Here is a 20,324-nt window from a genome sequence, read left to right on the forward strand (position 1 = left end):
TTCATAATCTTTTGTATGGGTTAGGGTGCTGTTGCAGGTGACCTATTGCATAGATTTCAGGAAGTAACGCGATGGCATTCAGCCTGTTCCAATGGTTCGTGGGAACATTTGCGAAGTTGATGAAGCCATTGTTTGTAACACCCCAAACGTCATTGGAGTGCTGGTGTGATGACATTTGATTCCAGACCCAGCTGCTTACGCCGCTGGTGTTGAGATCATGTTGAATGTCTTGATCCAGATGCCTGGGCAATGGTTGCAGTGGTCCGGTGTACAGAGGCGCGTGGGCGGCGACGTTGGCATCTGATATGTGAAATCTCGGGTCTTGGGGCATGGCCGCCGAGGTGTTGAATTGAATCAAGTTCGGGTGGTTGTAGCGGCTGGTCGAAAGTTTACCCGGGATCGGATAAGACACCCAGGGGTCGACGACTATCGGATCCTGCACCGCCCTATCACCGAGCAAGGTAAAGGTATGCCCGGGTATTTGCGCGATAAAGACAGGTGTTCCGAATCCGCGCAATGACGAGGCGGCCAAATGTGAGCTGACCGCTGCAAACTCATCGCACAGTCCGGCACTGGCTGCGACGGCATGTTCTGCCACCAGTTGACTTGAAGCACCAGGGGCCAGGTTTGCTCTTAGATGACCCGTCAGCATGGAAGATAGCTCACCGCTGTTAAGTATGTCCCCTATCTGGTTGCCCGCTCCCATGTAGAGCAGACTTCGCGTTGTCCAGTTAAGGTCGTAGGCCAGTTGATGCCTATGTGTATCTTGCATGTTTGCTGTGAACGTCAATCCGTTCGGGTTGTAGTTGTGATTGGCTAGCTGGTGAACACTTGGCGGTACAGGTCCAGTGGCGCCGGCACTGTAGGGTTCTATTTCGTACTTCATCAGACCCAAATAATCTTGATGAGAGACCGGGTTGTTGCCGACGAACCGATACATATTCAACCCATCCATGGCCCCCGCCGGGTCGGGGCTAATCCAGCGCTGCAACCACGGTGCGTAATAGCGTCGGCCATAATAGTAAAGGCCGCTGGCGTCGCGCTCTTTGCCTGAGTAGCGGATAGTTCTGTATTTCGCCGCGAGCTCGTTACGCGCGGCCCTCCACGCCGTACCACCAAAGGGATAGTAGCTCTCCTCGCTGGTCAGTTCGCCGTCGGCGTTCAGCTCCAGGGTCGTTGAGCCCAAATGGTCGGTGAAGTTGTGACGCAAAGCGTCGTTAGCGATTTTCGGAGGAATGCCTCGGCTCCAATGGAGGCAGTGTACCGAACAGCCTCCAGCCTGAAGGGTGATGACCTCCAGTTCTTGAGCGTCGGTGACGCGGATTTCCAGCCCCGGCAGATAGCTCACGTCTCGAACATTGGTGAGGGTGCGCACTTTTTTCGTCTGTCGTTTGCGGGCACGCTGACCGTTGCCGTCGTAAAGATAGGTTTCGGTGTCCGCGGCCTCAGTGTCGCGTTCGATCAGTATCACGCTTTGTAATTGGTTGCTCGCGTTCCATTGCAGGGGTTGACCTGTCTGCAGCCACTGCAAGTTGCCGTTGCTGTCGAAACCTTTTGCAAAGTCGGGTGGCGACTCGCCTGATTTCCATGGCAATGCGTGATTGCTGTCAGTGGCGATATGCATTTCGCGGGTGTAGTTGTTGCCTTCGCTGCGGTGCTGCAGTTTGACCAGATTGGCGCGATCATCGTAGGTGTAGTGCTCAGTGAAGTTGAGCAGTCGGCTTCGGTCTCCCAGCCTTGCCGACCAATCGGGAAGCGGGGCACCTCTGCTTGCTCCCTGCTCTTCACGACCCGAAGCCTTGATCAGTTGATAGAGGCTATCGTAGACATAGGTGCTGATCGGCTCGATACGTTGGTTGGCGTTGTGTTGGATCGGTTTGGTGTGGTCGTGGATGCTCACTACATTGCCGACAGCATCATAGGCATAGCGGATTTTTTGCAGAACCCTGCCTTGCTCGCGCGAAATCGTGCGCTGAGTCACGCGACCATTTTCGGGTGTGTAAACTGCCTCGGTGACGATCTTGCCGTTCATGGTTTGCGATTCGATCTGCCCTTGAGCGTTGTATATAACCTTATCAAGGATCAGTTTTTGCTCGGCGCTGCCCTTGAGTTGCAACGTGACTTTTTTGAGCTGGCCGGCGACATCGAACCTGAAGCGTTGCACATTTCCTTTTGCGTCTTTCTGTTCCAGGTTTTCGCCCGTTGGTGCGTACCGCCAGGTGGTGGTGTAAGCGCTCTTGGCTTCAAGCAGCTTGTCGCGTTCATCGGGCGCTTGGGGCCAGCTCAAGCCCTGATGTTCTTTCACAAACTCTCGCGTCTCTTCCAGCACTCGCCCTGTCAGGTCGTACGCAGATACCAAACGCTTTCCTGCCTGATCATCATGGCGAGTCAGGCGTCCGCACTGGTTGTTTCGCGCATGGGCACTGGAGTTGTCCGCGTAGGTAAAGCGCTGGATGGCCTGGCGGGGTTGGCCGCCGGGCTGTTCGTAAATCACTTGTGGACGTATCTGGTCGTCATACTCCGTTTGCCAACGGCTGCCGCGAGAGTCCCAGCTCTGCAGCGCTTGACCGGCTTCGCCACACAGCGTCAGCCGCCACCCTGCATCGATACTTGAGGTCTTTAACAGAACACCCGACAAGCTATTGACCTGCATGAGGTCTGGCGTATCTCTGTCATTGGCGTGCGAGCGTTGCTCGAGCACCTGTCCATTGATGTCATGCAAATGACGAGTGATGCGTGCCTGGGGCCGGGTGATGGATTCATTACATAAGTAGGTGACTTCGCGGACTTGAACACCACGACCGTCGACGACGTTCAACGTGGGCGTATGGCGATGAATAGACGTGCTCATTGAACACCTCCCTGAGTCACAGTATCTGGCTGGGTATCGTTTTCGTCCTCGGTCGTTGAATACCAGGGATGATAGGTATACCGACGCTCGTCGCCCTTGGCATTGATGACACGAAGCAGGCGGCCCATCGGATCGTAGAAGTGCTTGTCGTACAGCCCTGATTTGCGCAGGGCGTCATCCTTGACGTAGCGGTGGCGTCCGCTGAAATAGGGGCGATAAGTACGAATGACCAAGCCTTTGTTGTCGTATTCGATTCGTTCGCTGACACGCCATCGAAAGTTGACTTCACGCTCTTGCACTGTGTCGTCTTCAAGTTTCAACGTGCCGTCTTCATTAATGTCCAGGGCTTTACCCCGGTCCACTCGTTGTTTTTTTTGCAGCTGTCGGCCAAAGCCGTCCCAGCACACAGTGGTGATCCTTATCTGCTTTTCGCTATCTGAATAGAGCCTGTCTGCCTGCATCGTCACGCAGTGAACCGGTTCACGCTGCACGCTGGCGATCGCCGTTTGAAGCGTTTGCTCGTAGGGCGTTTTGGTGCTCAATCTGGCAAGGCGAGCACGGGTGCTTGCGCGAATGTGTCCGGTGGGCAGCAAATCACCTTTTTTTACGGCATCTTTGTGCCAGATCTGGTTGTCCGCAGTGCGGGGAACTCTGCCCATCCAACTCAGCGAGTCGTAGTAAAAAGTGCTCGCGAGATCCTTGAGCGCAGCGCCAGGATCATTAATGGCGATGTCAGGACGGTCATCGGAGTTGCGCTGGTAAGTGTCCGAGGGTCTGAAGCCCGAACTGTCGTCCTTGTACCAGGTGAAGGCATGTACCTGTCCTAGAGCGCTGTACTGAGTTTCCTGTATGTTCGCGTTGGGGTCGGCCAACCGTGTTGGCTGAAGTGTTCGATAGTCAATCCTGGACAGGTGAGTCGTGCATAGGTCGGGTAGTTTTATTGTTGTGGTCAAGCAGTAATAGGGATCTGAGGTGAGGGTTGTCAGGCCCTGTTTTTGGCTTTTCCTGACAGTCAATGGCCGGTAAAAACCTGCCAGATTCTCGTATGTAATAAAACCGCGACGTGCGGACCACAGTTGATTCTGTTCATCCCTGCCGTTGTCAGTTGGTAAAGCAATGGGCATTTTTTGGTAGCCACTGCTTTGCAATTGCCGGGTCATATCAAAAGACGGCGTCGTTGCTTTAAGTACGTCATAGGCAGCCAGGGCGACGTCATTGAATTCGGCGGTTTCCTGGAACGCAATTAAACCTTCAATGCTAGCCTCGCCCTCATCGTAATTGCTGTTTGCATCAGGTTTTCGGTAACGCTGTGCCGACAGACCTGTCATGACCTGCATGGTTTTCCAGGATTGTGAGGCGCTCAGTTCAAGCAACTGTTCATGGTCGATGGATCGAGGCGATAACCCGCCGGTCAATGGCGCCTTTGGCAGCTTTAACGCATTGGTTCTCTGCAAAAAGGGCAAGCCCAGACGTTGTGCATCATCGGTAATGACATGAATGAATTGAGCCTTGGTTTCGCTCACGTAGTAATACTGTTGCTCCTCGTCATGGCTATCGTTCCACCATGTGTTCTGCCAGACATTTGTGTACGGCGAGGTGTCAGCAGGTGTTTTGCGCCGCGCGTAGCTGATCTCTACGCCGTGGGTGAGGTGACCATACTCGTTCCATTCAAGGTTGATTGTGTGGCTACAGCGAGGATCTTCAGGGATGCGCTCATACTGATAGCGGATGGATTCCGCTACCAACGCCTGCACGATCGAGTAGGGTTGATACGTACCCATACTCTGGAGTTCAACAACCCGATATCGATGATGCACAACCGAATAGGGGGGCTTTTGTTTTTCGTTTTCTTTGTCGAGGCCGAACGTTTCGACTCTTAATGTCCGCCCGCTCAGTGCTCGAGCGAACTCACGCTGTCGGTTATTCGCCATACCGGCCGCCACGTCGGGCGGCATCGGGTTATTGTCCAATGACAGGATTGTTTTTTTGAGCGCGATGACTGCCTTGTCACTTTGGTCGTAATCAAGGTTGAGTGGGTCTATGACCTGGCCAGTATGGAACCAGGTCTTTGTCAGGATGGGTGGGTTATGCAGGCTGGCTTGTGCATCAAGGCCGGCGGTAGGGTTATCGGTTTGGATGAGCAGCCCGAAACCCCGGAACTCTCGCTCGACACTGTCGTACACACCACGACGATATTTGAAGTGTTGGGTCAGTTTATTACCGGTAATTTCATCGTACTGGCTCTGATTTGTTACCAGAAACAGTGGAAATGGTAGATGAGAAATCACCGGTTTATTGTCTTCGAGCAACTGCTTCTTTTCATCCAGCCATTCCTGGGCAGAGCTGCGATAACTGACGCTGCAGGCAGCCCCCATGTTGTTGTTGCTGGTATCGAGCAAGTAAGGCTTGGTGTCGACAAAGTCGCAGCGCCAGTGACGGCGAGTATCCCCCGGCACCGTAAACACAAGACTTGAACAGCCAAGCCCCTGCAGATCGATTGCGCTGACCTTGCAGAATCGGTCATGGCGTAGCCCTTCGGGCCAGGGTAAATCTACGGCAGGCGCAAAACTGTTGCCGCCGCGGTTCATGAAAATCCTTGCGCAATCGGGTTGTAGATAAATCAGGTCTGCGGAACCCGAGCCATCCAGGTCGGCCAGCAGGATATGCGATGCATCGAAGTGCTCGTAGGAGAAGTCCAGAGAAGCCATTACGCGACTCTTACCAAAGCGTCCGTGACCCAAATTGGGCCAGCATTTCACTTCGTTATGTCGAATACGAACCAAGTGTTGTTGACCGCTGCCCAAAAGATCGCTGAAAGCCACCAGCTCACCGGGTAAGTTGCCGGGCAGCGGTAAATCATCTTCTTCGCGGCTTCGTGGTATTTCGGTGGCGGCGCCAAACTGGCCTGTTTCCTGATTGCTATACAGGCGCACGCTGCGGGGCCCGATCAATATCAGATCGTTACGGCCAGTCCCTATCACGTTCGCCAGCTGTCCTTGAGGATGAAAAAACTCGTTGGGAACCGCGTCAAAAGGTGTGAAACCGGACCAGTTTCCGTTTGAATCCTGGGTGAAGAAACCGCATAGCTCAGGGTGAGCTACGATCCAGTCCGGACGACTGTCCCCATTCAGGTCGGCCAGATACTGTCGTGTGGGTTTTCGGTGGTCTGACATCGGGATCTGAAGCAGCTCGCTCCAAGGTGCATACGTCACGTGATCGCCACCTTTCTCATCGCGCACAGGCGAGCTGTATCGCCAACTTTTATCCGTTCGATGAAGAATGCCGGGCAGCCCTTCTCCTCTTAGGTCAATGAGCTGAAATTGCTCTTGGTGATTGAGCTGGCTCAACGCCTCAAAGGGTTTAAAGGGGCGTCCCTCTGGCGTTAGCGTGAAACCGGTGTATGTAAATTCCAGAGGCGGCTGGTACATATCAGTGAGTGTGGCGCCATAGGAGCGGGGCAATGCTGCACTCAGGCGGCTATAAGACAATGCGCAAGTCTGGTACGTGAGCAAAAGGCGACGCACCAGTACCGGTTTGGCACCCATTGATGGTTCATTGGGGAAATGATGAAACATCAGGACTTGCCGGCACAGACGTCGAGTGCCCAATTCAAAGCCATACGCGAAGTGCGAAAACGGATCGCTGCGCAAGAAACCTGGAGCCGTCACTTCATATGCCGGAGTGTCCTGCAGCCCGACACTGCGTTCGCCATAGTCGAAACATAGGTCGAAATGCCATTTTTTATCGGTAAGGCCATCAACGGAGCGCAGATACAACTGTGAATCGGCGTTGAAGTTGCCATAGCGCACGCGACATAGATAACGTTGTGCCCGGTAATCGGCAGGGCCCTGATTTGCCGCTGTATCAACGCTGTATTCGTAAAGAATATGTTCGCCATGAGCATTCATGCTTTCTTCGAGCAGCCATTCTCCTACCCGTGAAGATGTGTCGGGGTCCGCGCACCGTGCCGCCGTGGTTTTTCCGAACAGATGTTGACTGCCATCCGCGCTGCGTATCAACCAATAGCCCGCTTTGTCGGTCGCGCTGGACCAGTGCTCGATCAGGTCGAAAGTGCTCTCGACCCGCGGGCGATATCGCACGACAGCATGTTGCTCCTGCGTACCCCCATTGCTGCGCGTTACATGCCTGGAGATCAGAATGCCGCTTGTCTTGTCTCGCTCAGGTAACCAGACCTCACCATCGGGGCCGCGAAACAGGTCGCTGTCGGTGTAAGTCGGCGCGCCCAGGTGAGTGCGCCGTTTGATTTTCCCCAGGGAAAGATTCCAGCCAAGGCCAAAGACGCCGTTGCCTTGAGAGCTGCTATAACGCAGCGCCAGTGCCGGTGCATACCCGCGCCCCGGCGTCACTGGTAATGGGATTTCAAAGGAGGCGGCGCCACTGGTCCCGACGGCGCCCATTTCGTTACCGATGCTTTGAATGGCCCCCCCGCCCTTGGGCAGAGTCGCGGTTGTAATCGGGATGGAAGTCGCATCGATCATTGCGCGCCTCCAGCAGCCCTGGCGGTGTACCGCACATGCACGATGATATCGGTCAGCGATTCGAGCATGGCTCTCTGAGCGCCGGGGTTGGGAAACGACAGCCTCCATTTTGAAACTGCACCGGTGTATTCAAAAGGAAGGTAGCGTTCGTCCTGAAAGTTCAGTGTGAACAGACCGTTGTCATCGATACCTGTCGAAAGAGCAATTTGTTGATTGGCCCGTTGAGTGCTCTTTGGCCGCTCGGCGTTGCTGCTCTCCCAAACCTCGGCGCTGACCTGGGTCAGGATGGCGCGGACGTCCTCATAAGGCCCCAAAATGGCAGGAAAAGAGATGCTGATGCTTTTTATGCGTCGTAGATAGTGATCGGGATAATCATGGTTAAACAAGGCTTTGGTGAGTTCGAAATCACAGGCGCCTTTGATGATATCCGCCTTGAGTCCCGAAACGATCGGCACCGCATCAGTTGAGTCATCCCATGGTTTGTTCAGGCTGCGCCTGGATGTTTGATCTTTGTTGTTGAGCTTGAATATCGCATCTTCCTTGTCCTTGAGCTGGCGCAACGACACGGTCTTGCGGATCTCCAGTTCGCGCTCACCACCGGCAAGGTAGGCATTCTTCATCTTCAGTAATCCCACTTTCATAGACTCACCAGGGCCCAGGCCGCGGTATGTACTGTTCCAGGTCTGTGGCTGAAAAAAAGATTGTGCCGATTCGTCGGCCATCTCGTAGCGCCAACACGATTCGGCAAGTCGACCCAACGACAACGCTTCGTCATACACCTGCTGATGGAAGCTGGAGAGTTGCCCAATGAACCATTGATAAAGCTGCGAATTGGTAAAGCGCTTGCTCAAGAACTCGTAGGACATTCTGGCTTGGGCGAGTGCTTTTTTGGTTTGTTGTAACTGCAACAAGGAAGCGATTTCGCGTTCAGCTTCAACGCGCAGCAATGTGTCCAGATGCGCGATTTCAAGCCTTGCCTGGTCACGCGCGAGTGTCCACTCTTGGTGGCGACGCCGGTATTGCGCAGTACGTTCCAGGGTCTCCCCCGTACCATGAGCCACTGCCGCCAGGCTCTGAGCACCTGCCATGAACGCAAAGGGCATGCCTTCGGCACGATGGCCGCCGTCCGCCAGACCGAAGATGTTGGGCAGGACCTTGACCCCTTGACCGATCGCTTGGGCCGCATGGCCAGAGACTTCTGCAAGGCGTCCCGTCAGGTGCAATGCGGCGGCCATTACTTCTTCCGGATTGACCACTTCATCGACCAATTGACTGTAGTGATTCAGACGGTCTTCGATAATGTTCCTACTCGCCAGCAAGGCTTCCTTGTTTTTCTGGTCGACCTTCAATGCCTGGGTTTGAAGCTGTACTGCGACGTTTGCCAGGTCCCATAGATGTTGCTGCTGAATTTCCTGATAACTGGATTGCTCGGTTCGCTCGATGAATGACAGCAACGTATTTGAAAACTGGATCACGGTGTCCACGGCATTCGTGGCTTGGGCGTGTATGACACTGAAGCGGTAAGGCGGGATGTCATTCGACTGACGTTGGTAAACACCGGGCTCGGCAGCGCGTTGAGGATTAGGACGCAGCAGATCTGCCGGGGCGGCGACTTGCGCAAAAAACGGGAGTCTCAATGGCTTGCCGACGATATCGAGGTTGTGCCTGAGGTTGTGCAGGCGAGTTTCCAGCTTTTCCCAGCGAGCGATCAGCGTCGGGTTGAATGGCAGGCGCAAACGAGGGGTATCAATAGCGTGAACCGACGGTGCAAAAGCATAAGGTCGTACACACACTTGCGGAGCCAGATGGGGGGTGTCTGCTGCAGGCTCGTGTTTGCCCTCTATGCCCAGTTTGTTTTCGAAGTCGCGCAGTGACGAGCTTTTCCCGTCGCTGAAAGTTTTCAGTTTGACGCGTGCCCAGACATCGGTTTGTTTGAGATCCGGGCGAGGGCCCAGCAAATCCAATGCGCGAATGTATCTCAGCTTGGCCTCTGTCAATTCGTCCGGCGTCAATGTGCGGTAAGCCGCATCACCACGATTGAGCAGGATATCGATGTAGAGCATGTACAAGGCTTTACGAAAATGTACCGGGTGGCTCAGGGCAATTTGATGAGGATCCAGGGGGCCCTGGATTGCATAGCTCAGTTGGCCGGGCGCTGGGGTTGAAGAGGCGTTGAGCAAGGGCACGGCGTTCCAGTAATCAGGATTGCCACCGGCGATTTTTTTACGGCCCGGGTCGAACAGGTATTGCAACCAGCGTTCGGCTTCGTTGTATTGAGATGACTGGTTGAAACGGTGGGCGATCAACCATGGCAAGTACACAAACAACTCCACGAAGTACCGCCCATAGGCACCGTAGAAATTCATTTTTTCCGGTTTACCGCCGCTTACCAACGACGGTTCTTCAAGATGCTGAGTCTCCCAGCTCAGCAGTGTGTTCATGTGGGTCTCGGCACGATCGATTAAATGTCGGGTGAAAGTGATGTTCAGCCGAATCCCGGAGCGGTCGGGATCTTTAGTCTCTCCATTCTTCCCGTCACTGAGTTTGATTGTTGACATTGAGAAGTCGACGTACTGTATGTTGCCTGATTGCTCATCGGGGCGAGTTACGATGACTGGAGGTTTGAATTTTTCGAAGTCATGCTCATCAGTAAGTTGGTATTGCAGTGCTCGTGTAGAATCAGCCGATGTCTTGGTAAGCGATCGGATTTTCTTTTTAATGGGATCTTCGTCCTTTTCGGAAGGTTCTCCTTTGAGCGAGCTGGAGATAGTATTGAAGTCTTTGTCGACATTCACTGACATCCAGAAAAAATTGTTTGTTCTACTGTTGTCTTGAGAAGGCTTGTCTTTAACGTACAGTGCGAGAAACAGATGCTTGTCGTTCTGCGTGGCAACGGTGTTAGTGCACTTGTTGATTTCGCTTAACGTCAGGCCATGCAAGAACTCCTGCGAAGCGTAAGCTTGCTGGCAAGTTTGTGGAGTACTCCAGCTGTCGTCATATTTTTTGTAACACAGGTTCAAACGAAATTGCGGGTTCGTGGTTTTTCGGGTGGGTTCTGCTGAACGGGGCTCTGACACTTGGCTGGCAGCATGAGTGTTGTCTTGAAAGATGCATTCGGCCCATATGACGTATAAGCGATTGTTGAACATGACCGGGCGGATGGTTTGTTCAATCGTATTCTCGTTGATGGGTAAATTGATGCGGTGCCACTCTGACCAAGCCTGGGGCTCGGGCGCATCGTACTTGGCCTGAGAGCCGCCGGAAGTTTGAGGCTCATGCGTATTGGGGCGCTTTGCCATATTCAGAGATCGCCAGTAATAGGAGTTCGCTGCGCGGGATTTGGCAATGAAGTAATAAACACTGTTGGCAAAATCTGTCCCGTCTATATAGCCGTTGAGTGTATTTAAGTTGGCCACTTCCTCGAGTCTGCCCAGATAAGCCAGTACTGCCGTTTGTACAGACTCAGCGTTAAGTTGGTTTTGGTTGATGTCATTTTCCAGACTCTGGAAACTTTCGGTTCTGGTATGGCGAAGGGTCGGGTCCAGATAAACCGCCGGGAAATAATGAAGCTGCTGATTTGCCGCCCACGTGGGGTAGTGATGCATCACGGTGCGCCAGGTTTCGATCTGGTCTGCCGGAATGTCCGCGGCGTGATAACCGGGCTCCATGTTGGCGAGAATACTGTTGATGTATTGCTGCAGGCTTGCAATGGCACAGGCTACCGGGGTAGTGGGCACGTCCTGACTGACCAGGACATCCAGCAACCAGTATTGGTACAAGTCGTTGGCGGTCAGTAAATGCTCTGCGATCCCAAGTCTCACCAAGTTCTCGTTTTTGGGCACAAATTCGTGCAGGTACAGGGCAAGCTGAGTATCACGCAGGGTTTCGTTAAGTTGCTTTTCAATGGTTGCGGACATGTTCATTCCTTGAGCATGTAATGGGATCAATGACTGGCGGCCATGACGGCTTCACCGACGGCCTTCCAGGCGCTGGCTGGACTGTCTTTATTCAGGGCGGTAGCGCCGAGTAGTGATGCGACGGATAGCCCCGTGGCTGTGCAGGCGGTGAGGGAGCGCATGACCCAATCCAGGTCCTTCATCGTGCGCGCACGGTGATCTGGCAGCTTTGCGGTCAAGATGCTGATTTCAGCTTCTGACCCATTCAGCAGTTTGGCCAGAAAACCGTTCATGGTGGCCGAATTGGCAGAGTCTGAATTGGCGAGGCGCAGGTAACTCAGCAAGTCTTCTTCAGGATGGTGATTGGTGGTCATGCAATGATTGAAGCGATCCAGCCAATACAAGTTGCCCAGGGTCATTGCCAGCCGCGTATTTGCAGGTTCCAACCAATCGGGATGGCTTAGGAACTGGCGCAGGGCGCTGTTGCTTAGATGCAGTTGAACGGTTGCTGCGGCGTGGCGCATAACGGGTGCAAGTGTCTGGGCAAGCGGGGCTGGTAGTGTGTTGTTCAGAGCGTCGGTCAAGATTGTGTGGGTCGACGTGTTTGCCCAATACAGCACTGCTTTTGCGCAATTCATCGGGAGCCTGCAGATTTCTTGCAAAAGCTTTTCGATCAGGTGCAGTTGCCGCTCATGAGCAGTCAGCAGCAGGTCTTTGAGTTTTTTTTTGCAACTGTCGTCAATTGCCTTGGCTAGCTGTAACGGATTGAGCATGCGTGCTAGCGCAGCGTCCAGTTGCAGTGGCACATCGTCTTCAATGGCGGGTGCGATATTTTTTACCAGGCCCTGCGCATCCAGCAGTTCAGCTGCCATCAGAGTGCGCCATTCGATTGATTTTGGAAGCGACAGCTTTGCTATTTCTTCCGGTGTGACCGCGCACTTGATGGTGTCGCTGTTCAATTTTGTCAGGTACTGCTGCAAGCCCCGAAACGAATGATCATCGCCGCTTATGGGCGCCAGTAGATATCGCAATGTAGGGATGTTGTACACCGATTCGCTGAGCCACTTCGTGATCCAGTCCATTTGTAGAATGACATCGCTAATGTTGAGTTCATTGATTTCCTGAGGAGCGTTCGTCAGCGTTACATGGGTGTAGTTACTCGTGTCAGGGATAGCGTTCGGGCTTACTTTGCGTGGTGACAGCGCCACGATCGCCGACAGGTTTATATTTTGTATAAATGCATCAGGATTGCTGCCTGGCAGCTCTATCAGGTACCCCTCCAGAGAGATCGACGTATTGGCTGCTACCGCCGGTAACTGTTTGATTGCAATCCTGGGGACATCATCCTCATCGATATCATCATCAGTCACCGTTCTCGGCAACTGGATGAAAAGTGATCCCACCATTTCGCTGTCGGCAAACTTCGAAGTACTGGTTGTCAGGGTTGATCCGGACATGAGCCGCGTGGTGACCTTGGAAGCCGTCTGGCCAGGCATACGAAAACGTGCAATGAGCTCAAATGACTCGCCGGAATTACTGATTTTTATCCGAATTGTCTGGTTGTCCTGGACGTGTCCAGTTGCCAGGCATTTAGAGGCGCTTTCACCCGCCATCAAACGTGCGAGCGCTGCGCAGTCAGCGACCGAAACTCCAAACATTTGGGCTATTCGCGCTTGTCGGTAAATGGATGACAGGGTGCGCAAGTCGCATTTCAGAGGGCCCTGGTGTCGCTGCGTATTCTTGACTATCAATAACAGCGAATCATCGGTCATGGGCAGACCAAGGCTCGCACTCAAATGCTGCAGTATGGTGTGAGAGGCAGGGTTCGCATCGTCGGTGGAGAATGTCTGATCATCGAGTGCCAGTGGCGTGTCGAACAATCGGGAGGGGTTGAATACGTGATCGAATAAGGCCGGAGTATCACTATTGGTATTGGTTGATACCTGATAAAGCAAGGCTGCAAATTCTTCAGCGGTGATCGAGTACTGTCGGTTCAGGTAGCGATAAACACCCAAAGTACGCACGGTATGAGTATCTATCTGCATGAGCGCGTTGCGCGAACTTTGCGATTCAAAGGCGCTGATGATCAGCGTGTCCAATTCAGCAAAAGAAATACCCGACCAACGTTGCAAGCGGATCATCCGTTGCAGGCGTATTAGTCGTTGCTCTGTCGCCTGGGCAATTGTTTTTTTGCCCGCATCGTTAAGAATCGCCAAGTTGGAGGTGGTGGAAGGGCCGTTTATATAAAGAGCACCATGGGGGGGAGGGGGTGTACCTTTCTCCGAGTAATTACTCGGATGGCGCGGAGCATGTTTGCCTTGTGAGAGCAGCGCTTCGATTTGCCGGGCATTCAATTCGGTACGCTTCATAAAACTAGTCATGTTGCTCAGGCTAGCGGGTTCGGATGTGCCATAGAGGTTTGTCCAATAGTCATCTTTGCGCTTCTGTTGCTCTGTGGTGAGCGTTGTTCCAGTCTGCGGCTGCTCGTCCAGCGCAGGTTCGGTCAGTAGCGCTTGTTGTTGAGGGCTTAGCCCCGACAACAACTCTTGGGCTTCGGCGGGAGACGATGAGAGCACTTGACCATATTGATTGTCGAAGTATTCACTAATGGGCAGTCGAGTGCTGATGAGGTAGTTCAAGGCCCCCAGGGATGGTTTATGACCACTGAGACCCAGCAGGCACTGATGGTGGGAAACGTTATAGGGCAACGCAAAGGGATAGCACCTTTTTGCCAATACGCTGTATGTCGATATGCCGTTTTTGGAGGTGGTCTCCAGTGCCTTCTGAATACTTTTATCCAACAGCTCATTAATAATCTTGAGCATGGGTTGCGGGTCGAACGTGCTGCTTTGATCTATCCATAAATCCGCCAGATCAGGGCGTCTGTTTTCCAATAGCAGTCGTTTGTCTTTATCCGTTGCAGGCGAACCACTGGTTTCCAGTTGCGAGGCAAACAGGTACAGCGCCCTGAGGTAGGCAACTGGAGAATCAATGGCCGCGATCGAATCGACTTTGCAGGAGTCGTCCCAGTTTTCCTTGAATAAGTTGGTGTAGCTGGGGCCTTGCTTTTCGACAGCACGAATACCTGGAGGATGCCAGTGGTGTTGCGCTTCGCCGGAAGACAGCTGTTGCTCTCTGTATAGGTGAGCGACCTGCGCAGAAAAGCACTTGGCATTATCGTAAAGTTTTTTGACGTCGATAATTGATGGCGTTTCTTTTAGCTTTTCATCAATGGCCATGGCTGTTTCGACCTTTGCCTTGAAGTCAGCCTCGGTCAGCCGGGTGATATCGAAAATCGATGTGATCTGCAGTGTGTCCTTGAAAAGTGTTTGCACATCCGCATCGTTGCTTCTGGTGTTTGCCTTGATCAATGTCTGGAGTAGCGGGTAGTTGTTCATGACGATGAGACTCCGGTAGGCGGAGCTCGACATTACTGCGTCATGACGGCAAGTACCGTCAGCCGTTCGTTTTATGAGTGAGTGGAAAACTCGCTGCTTAGTCGGGGAAAAATCTCGACGAATCGTAGGCCGTTTTAATGCTGCGGTCTTGCCCGGGACCAGCGGCATATTTGCGTTGGGTTGGCCGGATGCCCCCGGCAGCATCAGGCTGCCGGGGTCCGGTTGCGCGAGGGATTACACCCGGAAGTGACTCACCATCATCTGCAACTGATTACCCAATCGCGCCAGTTCAACACTGGATTTCGCGGTTTCGTCGCTGGCGGCGGCGGTCTGTTCGGACACGTCGCGCACGTTGATGATGCTGCGGCTGATCTCTTCGGCCACGGCACTTTGCTGCTCGGCAGCGGCGGCGATCTGCTGGTTCATCGACTGGATATTGGACACCGTGCGGGTGATGTTTTCCAGTGACACGCCAGCCTTGCGGGTCAGCGCGACGCTGCTGTCGGTCAGGGCGCGGCTGTTGTTCATCACCGCCGACACTTGTTGCGTGCCGTTCTGCAGACCGGCCACCAGGCCTTCGATTTCTTCGGTGGATTTCTGCGTGCGCTGAGCCAGGCCACGGACTTCGTCGGCAACCACGGCAAAACCACGACCGGCTTCACCGGCGCGGGCCGCTTCGATGGCGGCGTTGAGCGCCAGCAGGTTGGTCTGTTCGGCCACGGCCTTGATCACGTCCATGACGCTGCCGATCTTGTCGCTTTCCTGTTGCAGCACGCTCATGGCTTCGGTGGAACGCGCCACTTCGGTGGCCAGGCGTTCGATCTGGGCGATGGCTTCGTTCACAACCTTGTCGCCTTCGCGGGCTTCGCCATCAGCAGCGGCCGCCGCCTGGGAGGCTTCTTCGGCGTTGCGCGCGACTTCCTGCACGGTGGCAGTCATCTCGTGCATGGCGGTGGCCACTTGATCGGTTTCGATCTTTTGGCTGTTCACCCCGGCGCTGGTTTGCTCGGTCACGGCGGATAGCTCTTCGGCAGCGCTGGCGATCTGGGTGACGCCGTCGCGGATGCCGCTGATCAAGTCGCGCAAGGTCACGCCCATGCGAGCGATGCCTTGTTGCAACACGCCGAGTTCGTCGCGGCGAGTCACTTTGACATCCTGGGACAGGTCGCCGCTGGCGATGCGTTCAACCACGGCCAAGGTGTCACGCAGCGGGCCGGTAATCTGACGGGTGATGATCACGGCAGCAATGATGCCCACCAGCAACGCCAGCAAGGTGCTGATCAGCTGCAGGGTGCGAGCCTGAGCGCTTTCGGCGTCACGGCGGTCGAGCTGGATCTGATACAGCTGATCGCTCAGGGTCACGATGGCGGCGCCCTGGTCGGTCATTTCCTTGCGCGCCTGCACGGCATCGGTGTTCGCCGCTTTATAAGCCTGCAAGGCGATGCGGTAGTTGGTCAACGCGGTTTCCAGCTGACGCAAGGCGTCTTGCTGAGTGTCGGCGAAATGCACGTTGAGGGGTTTCAGGCTGGCGATGGCCACGTCCAGTTGGCCGACGGCTTTTTGCTCGGTCTCGGCGTTGGTGGTCGCGGTGTAGCCGCGCACTTCGTAGCGGGCCAGCAAGAAGGCTTCCTTGGCCGCCGTGATGGCCTGGAATTGTTCGAAGCGTTGGTCGCTCAGAGGCATTTGCTGCACGTTGGTGTTGATGGCGTTGATTAACGTGTTCGCGGTGTCGGCATTGGCGCCCATGGTGTCGCGCGCGCTGTTACCGGTGCGGTACGCGCTGCGCATTTTGTTCAGGGACGTCTTGTAGGCGTCGATGACGGCGCCTTGCTCTTTGAGCAGCTTGAGGTTTTCCGGGCTCTTGAATTTCACCAGCAGCGCTTGTTGCTGGGCGGAGAACGCCTCGAGCGTGGTCTGGACGTTCTGCGCGGCGGTTTCGTCGCCGTTGGTCAGCATGTATTGCAGGCGAACCACACGCAGCTTGGTCAGGCCGGCATTGAGCTGGGTGATGTCGCTCATCCAGTTGCTGCGGTCAATCAATCCGCCCAGGCTCGTCCAGCCGGTCAGGGCGAGGACGCAGGTCAGGGCCAGGACCAGGCCGAACCCCAGGCCCAGCTTCATGTTCACGCTGATATTGCCGAACCAGCTATTCATCAAAAGTCCTCCAGGAACGTTGTGCATCTTGATCGTCGGTTGGCTGGAAGATTGTTGTTTTTGGTCGCCAGCAAGGTGTGTAGCAGGACTGTATCGGCAGCAATTGCGAGAGCTGAATGGTTTTTGTAGGGCGGATGTGTAACAAGACTTTCGTGCGGTCTTAAGCTTTTTTTCACATGAGTTTCACCGGCTGCCGACGCCTGCCTCTTTAACCTCGCGTCATCGAATGACAGTGATGCGTGCCGGCGAGGCGGTTTGATGTGGAATTGAGACTGAGTCTGTTCGGGATAAAACGCTCGATTGATCTGAGCCGTTTTGCTCGCTATCGCAATGCGACTGTCGTGCTCGCTTCGGCGCTGTTGGTGATTCCGCTGACGGTGTGGCTGTTGCAGCCGGCCGCTGTACCGGACCTGGCCCACGGCAATGTGGCCGGAGCCCGGGCATTGGCGGCCGATTGGGCCAAAGGCAACGTGATCGTGCTGGTGCGCCACGTCGAACGCTGCGATCACTCCAGCGCCGCCTGCCTGAACGGTAACGATGGCATTACCGATCGCTCTCGCAGCGTCGCGGTGGGTGTTGGTGCGCAGTTCGAACAACTGGGGCTGAACAAGGCTGATATCTACAACAGCCCCATGATCCGTACAGCGCAGACCGCTGGCTACATGTTCAATAAGGTCGGGGTCGGCGAAGAATGGTTGATCAATTGCAAGGGCACCATGCTGCGTGACGCTCTAGCGCACAAGGTGGCCGGGCGAAACCTGATTCTGGTGACCCACAGCGAATGCATGTCGCAACTTGAGAAAGACCTCAAGTTGCCGGCCTCTACCCTCGGTTACGGCGCTTCTTTGTTTATCTCGGCCGAAACGCCTCAAGCACCCCGCATGCTCGGTTTCATCGAAGCCTCGGACTGGCGCTCGGTGACTGCCAAATGAATTCACTTTCTGGATCAGGACGCACGATGCTGACTTCTTCCCGCTACCGCTTTTACTGGGTGAACTTCGGCATTCCGCTGGCCTGTGCGGTCGTGGTTTTCCTGATGTTCGACCTGACCAAAATCGACATCGCATTCAATGATCTTTTTTATGACCCGGTCACGCAGACGTTTCCGCTGGATCATGTCCACCTGTTTGAAAAGATCACCCATAAATGGGCGCGGATCATCCCGAACTGGACCGGAGAGTTAGCGATCGTCGGCGCCTTGCTGTCGTTTCTCTGGCCGCGTTTGAAGGCCGAAAAGCATTCGAAAATCATCGCATTCCTGGAAAAAATCAAAGTCGCACCGGTGCTTCGGTTCGCCAGCAAGCACCGCCGGGACTTCCTCTACGTGGTGTTCGCATTCTCCATCTGCACCGGTGTGATCCACTACCTCAAGGGCCACACCAGCGTGTACTGCCCGATCGAAACGACCCAGTACGGGGGGAAAATCGAACACAAGGAGTGGTATGAGAATTTCGACCTGCTGAAAGTCGCTGGGGAAGGTCGCTGCTGGCCGGGCGGACATGCTTCGGGCGGTTTCACCATGCTGGCGTTGTACTTCGTGGCGCGTCGTTACCGCTGGCGCTACTCCAAAGCGGTGATGTACGGCTCGCTGCTGCTCGGTTTCGTCTACGGCACGACGCGGGTTCTGCAGGGCTGGCACTACATGTCCCACACCTTCTGGGCCGGGATCTTCGTATGGCTGGCGTGTTTGCTGACAGCGCTGGCGTTCTATGGGCGAGCGCGGCTGGAGCAACCGGTGCTCCAACAGGCTGCGCGCCCCATCGCTGAGCCGCTCATTGATTTACAAAATGGTAAGCCTGACGGCCGACCCGCATAACCTTCAGCACTTTCAAGGGCGGGCCCGAGCAGACGAAGTATTACGAGAGAGGTCTGGACCAGCGCTGTTCCGGTGCTTCAAAGCGATCATTGATCAACGCCGTCAACACATGATCCTGCCAGCGCCCGGCGATACTCAGGTAGGCCTTGGCATAACCCTCGCGTTCAAATCCCAGACGCTCCAGTAGCCGCGCACTGCGTTCATTGCCAGGGATGTAATTGGCCATGATCCGGTGCAGCTTCTGCTCATCGAACATGTAGCCGATTCCCGCTTCCAGGGCTTCCTGCATCAAGCCCTGGCCTTGATGAGATTCGTCGATGTGGTAACCGAGATAGCAGGCCTGAAACGCCCCGCGAGTGATGCTGCTGAAGTTGCAGGCGCCGATCATCTGGCCGTTGTCCGGATCCAGGAGCGCGAAATGCACCGCCAGACCGGCCTGGAAAGCACTGGCTTGCACCTCAAGGCGCGGGCGGATGCGTTCAGGGCTGTGGTAATCGACGGGGCGAATCGGAGACCACCGGGCGAGATGCCTCAGGTTGCGCCGGTAGAAGTCGCTTTCCAGCGCGGCCTGTTCAGGGTCGAGCACTGCCAGCGTCAAGCGTTTACAGGGCAGGGACAACAGCGGCATAGGGCGCTCCGGTTCGCGAGGATCGTCGCGCAAGCATCGCGTGGCCAGCGGGAAAACTCAAACCGCCAGCGGCAATGTCACGATGAAGGTGCTGCCTTTGCTGTCACCGTCACTCATGCCGATCACGGTGCCGCCATGGGCTTCTACTAGCTCGCGCACCACCGTCAGGCCAATGCCGAGGCCCGCGCCATTGAAGCCAATCGCGTGAACGTCCTGGACAAAGGGCTCGAAGATAAAGGGCAGCGCTTTGGCGGAAATACCGATGCCGTCATCGCAAATGCTCATCTGCAGCACATCGGCTTCAGCGGTCACCGACAGCGTGACATTGCCGCCCGATGGCGTGTATTTGGCCGCGTTGCCCAGCAAGTTGCCGAGAATCTGCGTGAGGCGCACAGGGTCACCATCCACCGCCAACGCGCACTCGGGCAGTTCAGCGGTGAAGTGCAGATGGTGATCAGTCATCACCGGGCTGCATACTTCGATGGCTTGATGGATGATCTGCAACATGTCCACGATGCGGCAATCGAGGCGTAACTTGCCGGTGCTGGCGCGGGACACGTCGAGCAAATCGTCCACCAGTCGCGACATGTGCTGCACCTGGCCTTCGATCAGCGCCTGCATGCGCGGCAACTCCTCACTGGGCACTCGCACCAGGCGCCCGGCGATCATGCTGATGGGCGTCAGCGGATTGCGCAGTTCGTGGGCCACCAAGGTGAGGATGTTGCGTTGTTGTTCCAGGGTATGTTCGGCCGTGGCTTGCAGGTCTTGCGCGCTGAGGGCCGCGATCACCAATTGCGCGTTGGCTTCACGCATCTCCAGGAACAGGCGTTGTTCTTCCTGCGTGCGTTTTGGTGTTTCTGCATCGGACTGCGCCAGCAAAATCGCCAGCACCAGTTGCTGATTGGCCTCGATGAGTTGCTCGACCTGCTGGCTATCGACCAGGCGGGTGTTGGCGTCGCTCAGCTCTTTTTGCAACGCCGCGAGCACCGCCCGCGCTTCAACAGTCTTCTGGCCGAGCAGGAACAGTTCGCGAGCGGCAGTGGCCATTGCTTCCGTGTTCTTGCCATTGGCCTCACTCATGA

General features: G+C 55.1%; 9 protein-coding genes and 1 pseudogene. 2 read left to right on the forward strand and 8 right to left on the reverse strand.

From position 1 onward, the window contains the following. Position 1: 1 nt before the first annotated feature. The 6 genes and pseudogenes from ACA079_RS03475 to ACA079_RS03500 all read right to left on the reverse strand — a co-directional run. Positions 2 to 2,851: an RHS repeat domain-containing protein gene (locus ACA079_RS03475; protein ID WP_497702594.1), complete on the reverse strand. Its 2,850-nt coding sequence runs from the start codon at positions 2,849 to 2,851 to the stop codon at positions 2 to 4. After that, positions 2,848 to 7,350, reverse strand: a complete 4,503-nt coding sequence (locus ACA079_RS03480; protein ID WP_497702595.1) for a SpvB/TcaC N-terminal domain-containing protein — start codon at positions 7,348 to 7,350, stop codon at positions 2,848 to 2,850. The genes ACA079_RS03475 and ACA079_RS03480 overlap by 4 nt, the downstream gene beginning before the upstream one ends. Continuing rightward, positions 7,347 to 11,267 carry a Tc toxin subunit A-related protein gene (locus ACA079_RS03485; protein ID WP_497702596.1) on the reverse strand — a complete coding sequence of 1,307 codons (3,921 nt, stop codon included), beginning with the start codon at positions 11,265 to 11,267 and terminating at the stop codon, positions 7,347 to 7,349. Before ACA079_RS03485 ends, ACA079_RS03480 begins: the two co-directional genes overlap by 4 nt. A gap of 26 nt (positions 11,268 to 11,293) precedes the next feature. Beyond that, positions 11,294 to 14,644, reverse strand: a complete 3,351-nt coding sequence (locus ACA079_RS03490) for a Tc toxin subunit A (protein ID WP_497702597.1) — start codon at positions 14,642 to 14,644, stop codon at positions 11,294 to 11,296. A gap of 234 nt (positions 14,645 to 14,878) precedes the next feature. Continuing rightward, entirely contained in the window at positions 14,879 to 15,742 is an 864-nt protein-coding gene (locus ACA079_RS03495) for a methyl-accepting chemotaxis protein (RefSeq protein ID WP_497704277.1), read from the reverse strand. A 42-nt stretch (positions 15,743 to 15,784) separates the two neighbouring features. Continuing rightward, positions 15,785 to 16,825 (reverse strand): annotated as a pseudogene (locus ACA079_RS03500) (methyl-accepting chemotaxis protein); the annotation flags it as partial. Between the two features lie 233 nt (positions 16,826 to 17,058). On the opposite strand from ACA079_RS03500, the gene pmrG reads away from it, so the two are divergent. Both pmrG and ACA079_RS03510 read left to right on the forward strand, forming a co-directional pair. Next, entirely contained in the window at positions 17,059 to 17,730 is a 672-nt protein-coding gene (gene pmrG / locus ACA079_RS03505; protein ID WP_497702598.1) for a lipopolysaccharide core heptose(II)-phosphate phosphatase PmrG, read from the forward strand. Between the two features lie 26 nt (positions 17,731 to 17,756). Next, entirely contained in the window at positions 17,757 to 18,614 is an 858-nt protein-coding gene (locus ACA079_RS03510) for a phosphatase PAP2 family protein (RefSeq protein ID WP_497702599.1), read from the forward strand. A 40-nt stretch (positions 18,615 to 18,654) separates the two neighbouring features. On the opposite strand, the gene rimJ is transcribed toward ACA079_RS03510, so the two are convergent. After that, positions 18,655 to 19,242 carry a ribosomal protein S5-alanine N-acetyltransferase gene (gene rimJ / locus ACA079_RS03515; RefSeq protein WP_497702600.1) on the reverse strand — a complete coding sequence of 196 codons (588 nt, stop codon included), beginning with the start codon at positions 19,240 to 19,242 and terminating at the stop codon, positions 18,655 to 18,657. A gap of 57 nt (positions 19,243 to 19,299) precedes the next feature. Continuing rightward, entirely contained in the window at positions 19,300 to 20,322 is a 1,023-nt protein-coding gene (locus ACA079_RS03520; RefSeq protein ID WP_497702601.1) for a sensor histidine kinase, read from the reverse strand. Positions 20,323 to 20,324 lie beyond the last annotated feature (2 nt).

The sequence above is a fragment of the Pseudomonas sp. LBUM1645 genome (assembly GCF_059716185.1).

Excerpts from the sequence above, each read along its gene's own strand:
- ACA079_RS03495 (WP_497704277.1), bottom strand. The coding sequence starts at position 15,742 with ATGGGCGTGACCTTGCGCGACTTGATCAGCGGCATCCGCGACGGCGTC.
- ACA079_RS03490 (WP_497702597.1), bottom strand. The coding sequence starts at position 14,644 with ATGAACAACTACCCGCTACTCCAGACATTGATCAAGGCAAACACCAGA.
- ACA079_RS03520 (WP_497702601.1), bottom strand. The coding sequence starts at position 20,322 with ATGAGTGAGGCCAATGGCAAGAACACGGAAGCAATGGCCACTGCCGCT.
- rimJ (WP_497702600.1), bottom strand. The coding sequence starts at position 19,242 with ATGCCGCTGTTGTCCCTGCCCTGTAAACGCTTGACGCTGGCAGTGCTC.
- ACA079_RS03485 (WP_497702596.1), bottom strand. The coding sequence starts at position 11,267 with ATGTCCGCAACCATTGAAAAGCAACTTAACGAAACCCTGCGTGATACT.
- ACA079_RS03480 (WP_497702595.1), bottom strand. The coding sequence starts at position 7,350 with ATGATCGATGCGACTTCCATCCCGATTACAACCGCGACTCTGCCCAAG.
- ACA079_RS03475 (WP_497702594.1), bottom strand. The coding sequence starts at position 2,851 with ATGAGCACGTCTATTCATCGCCATACGCCCACGTTGAACGTCGTCGAC.
- ACA079_RS03510 (WP_497702599.1), top strand. The coding sequence starts at position 17,757 with ATGCTGACTTCTTCCCGCTACCGCTTTTACTGGGTGAACTTCGGCATT.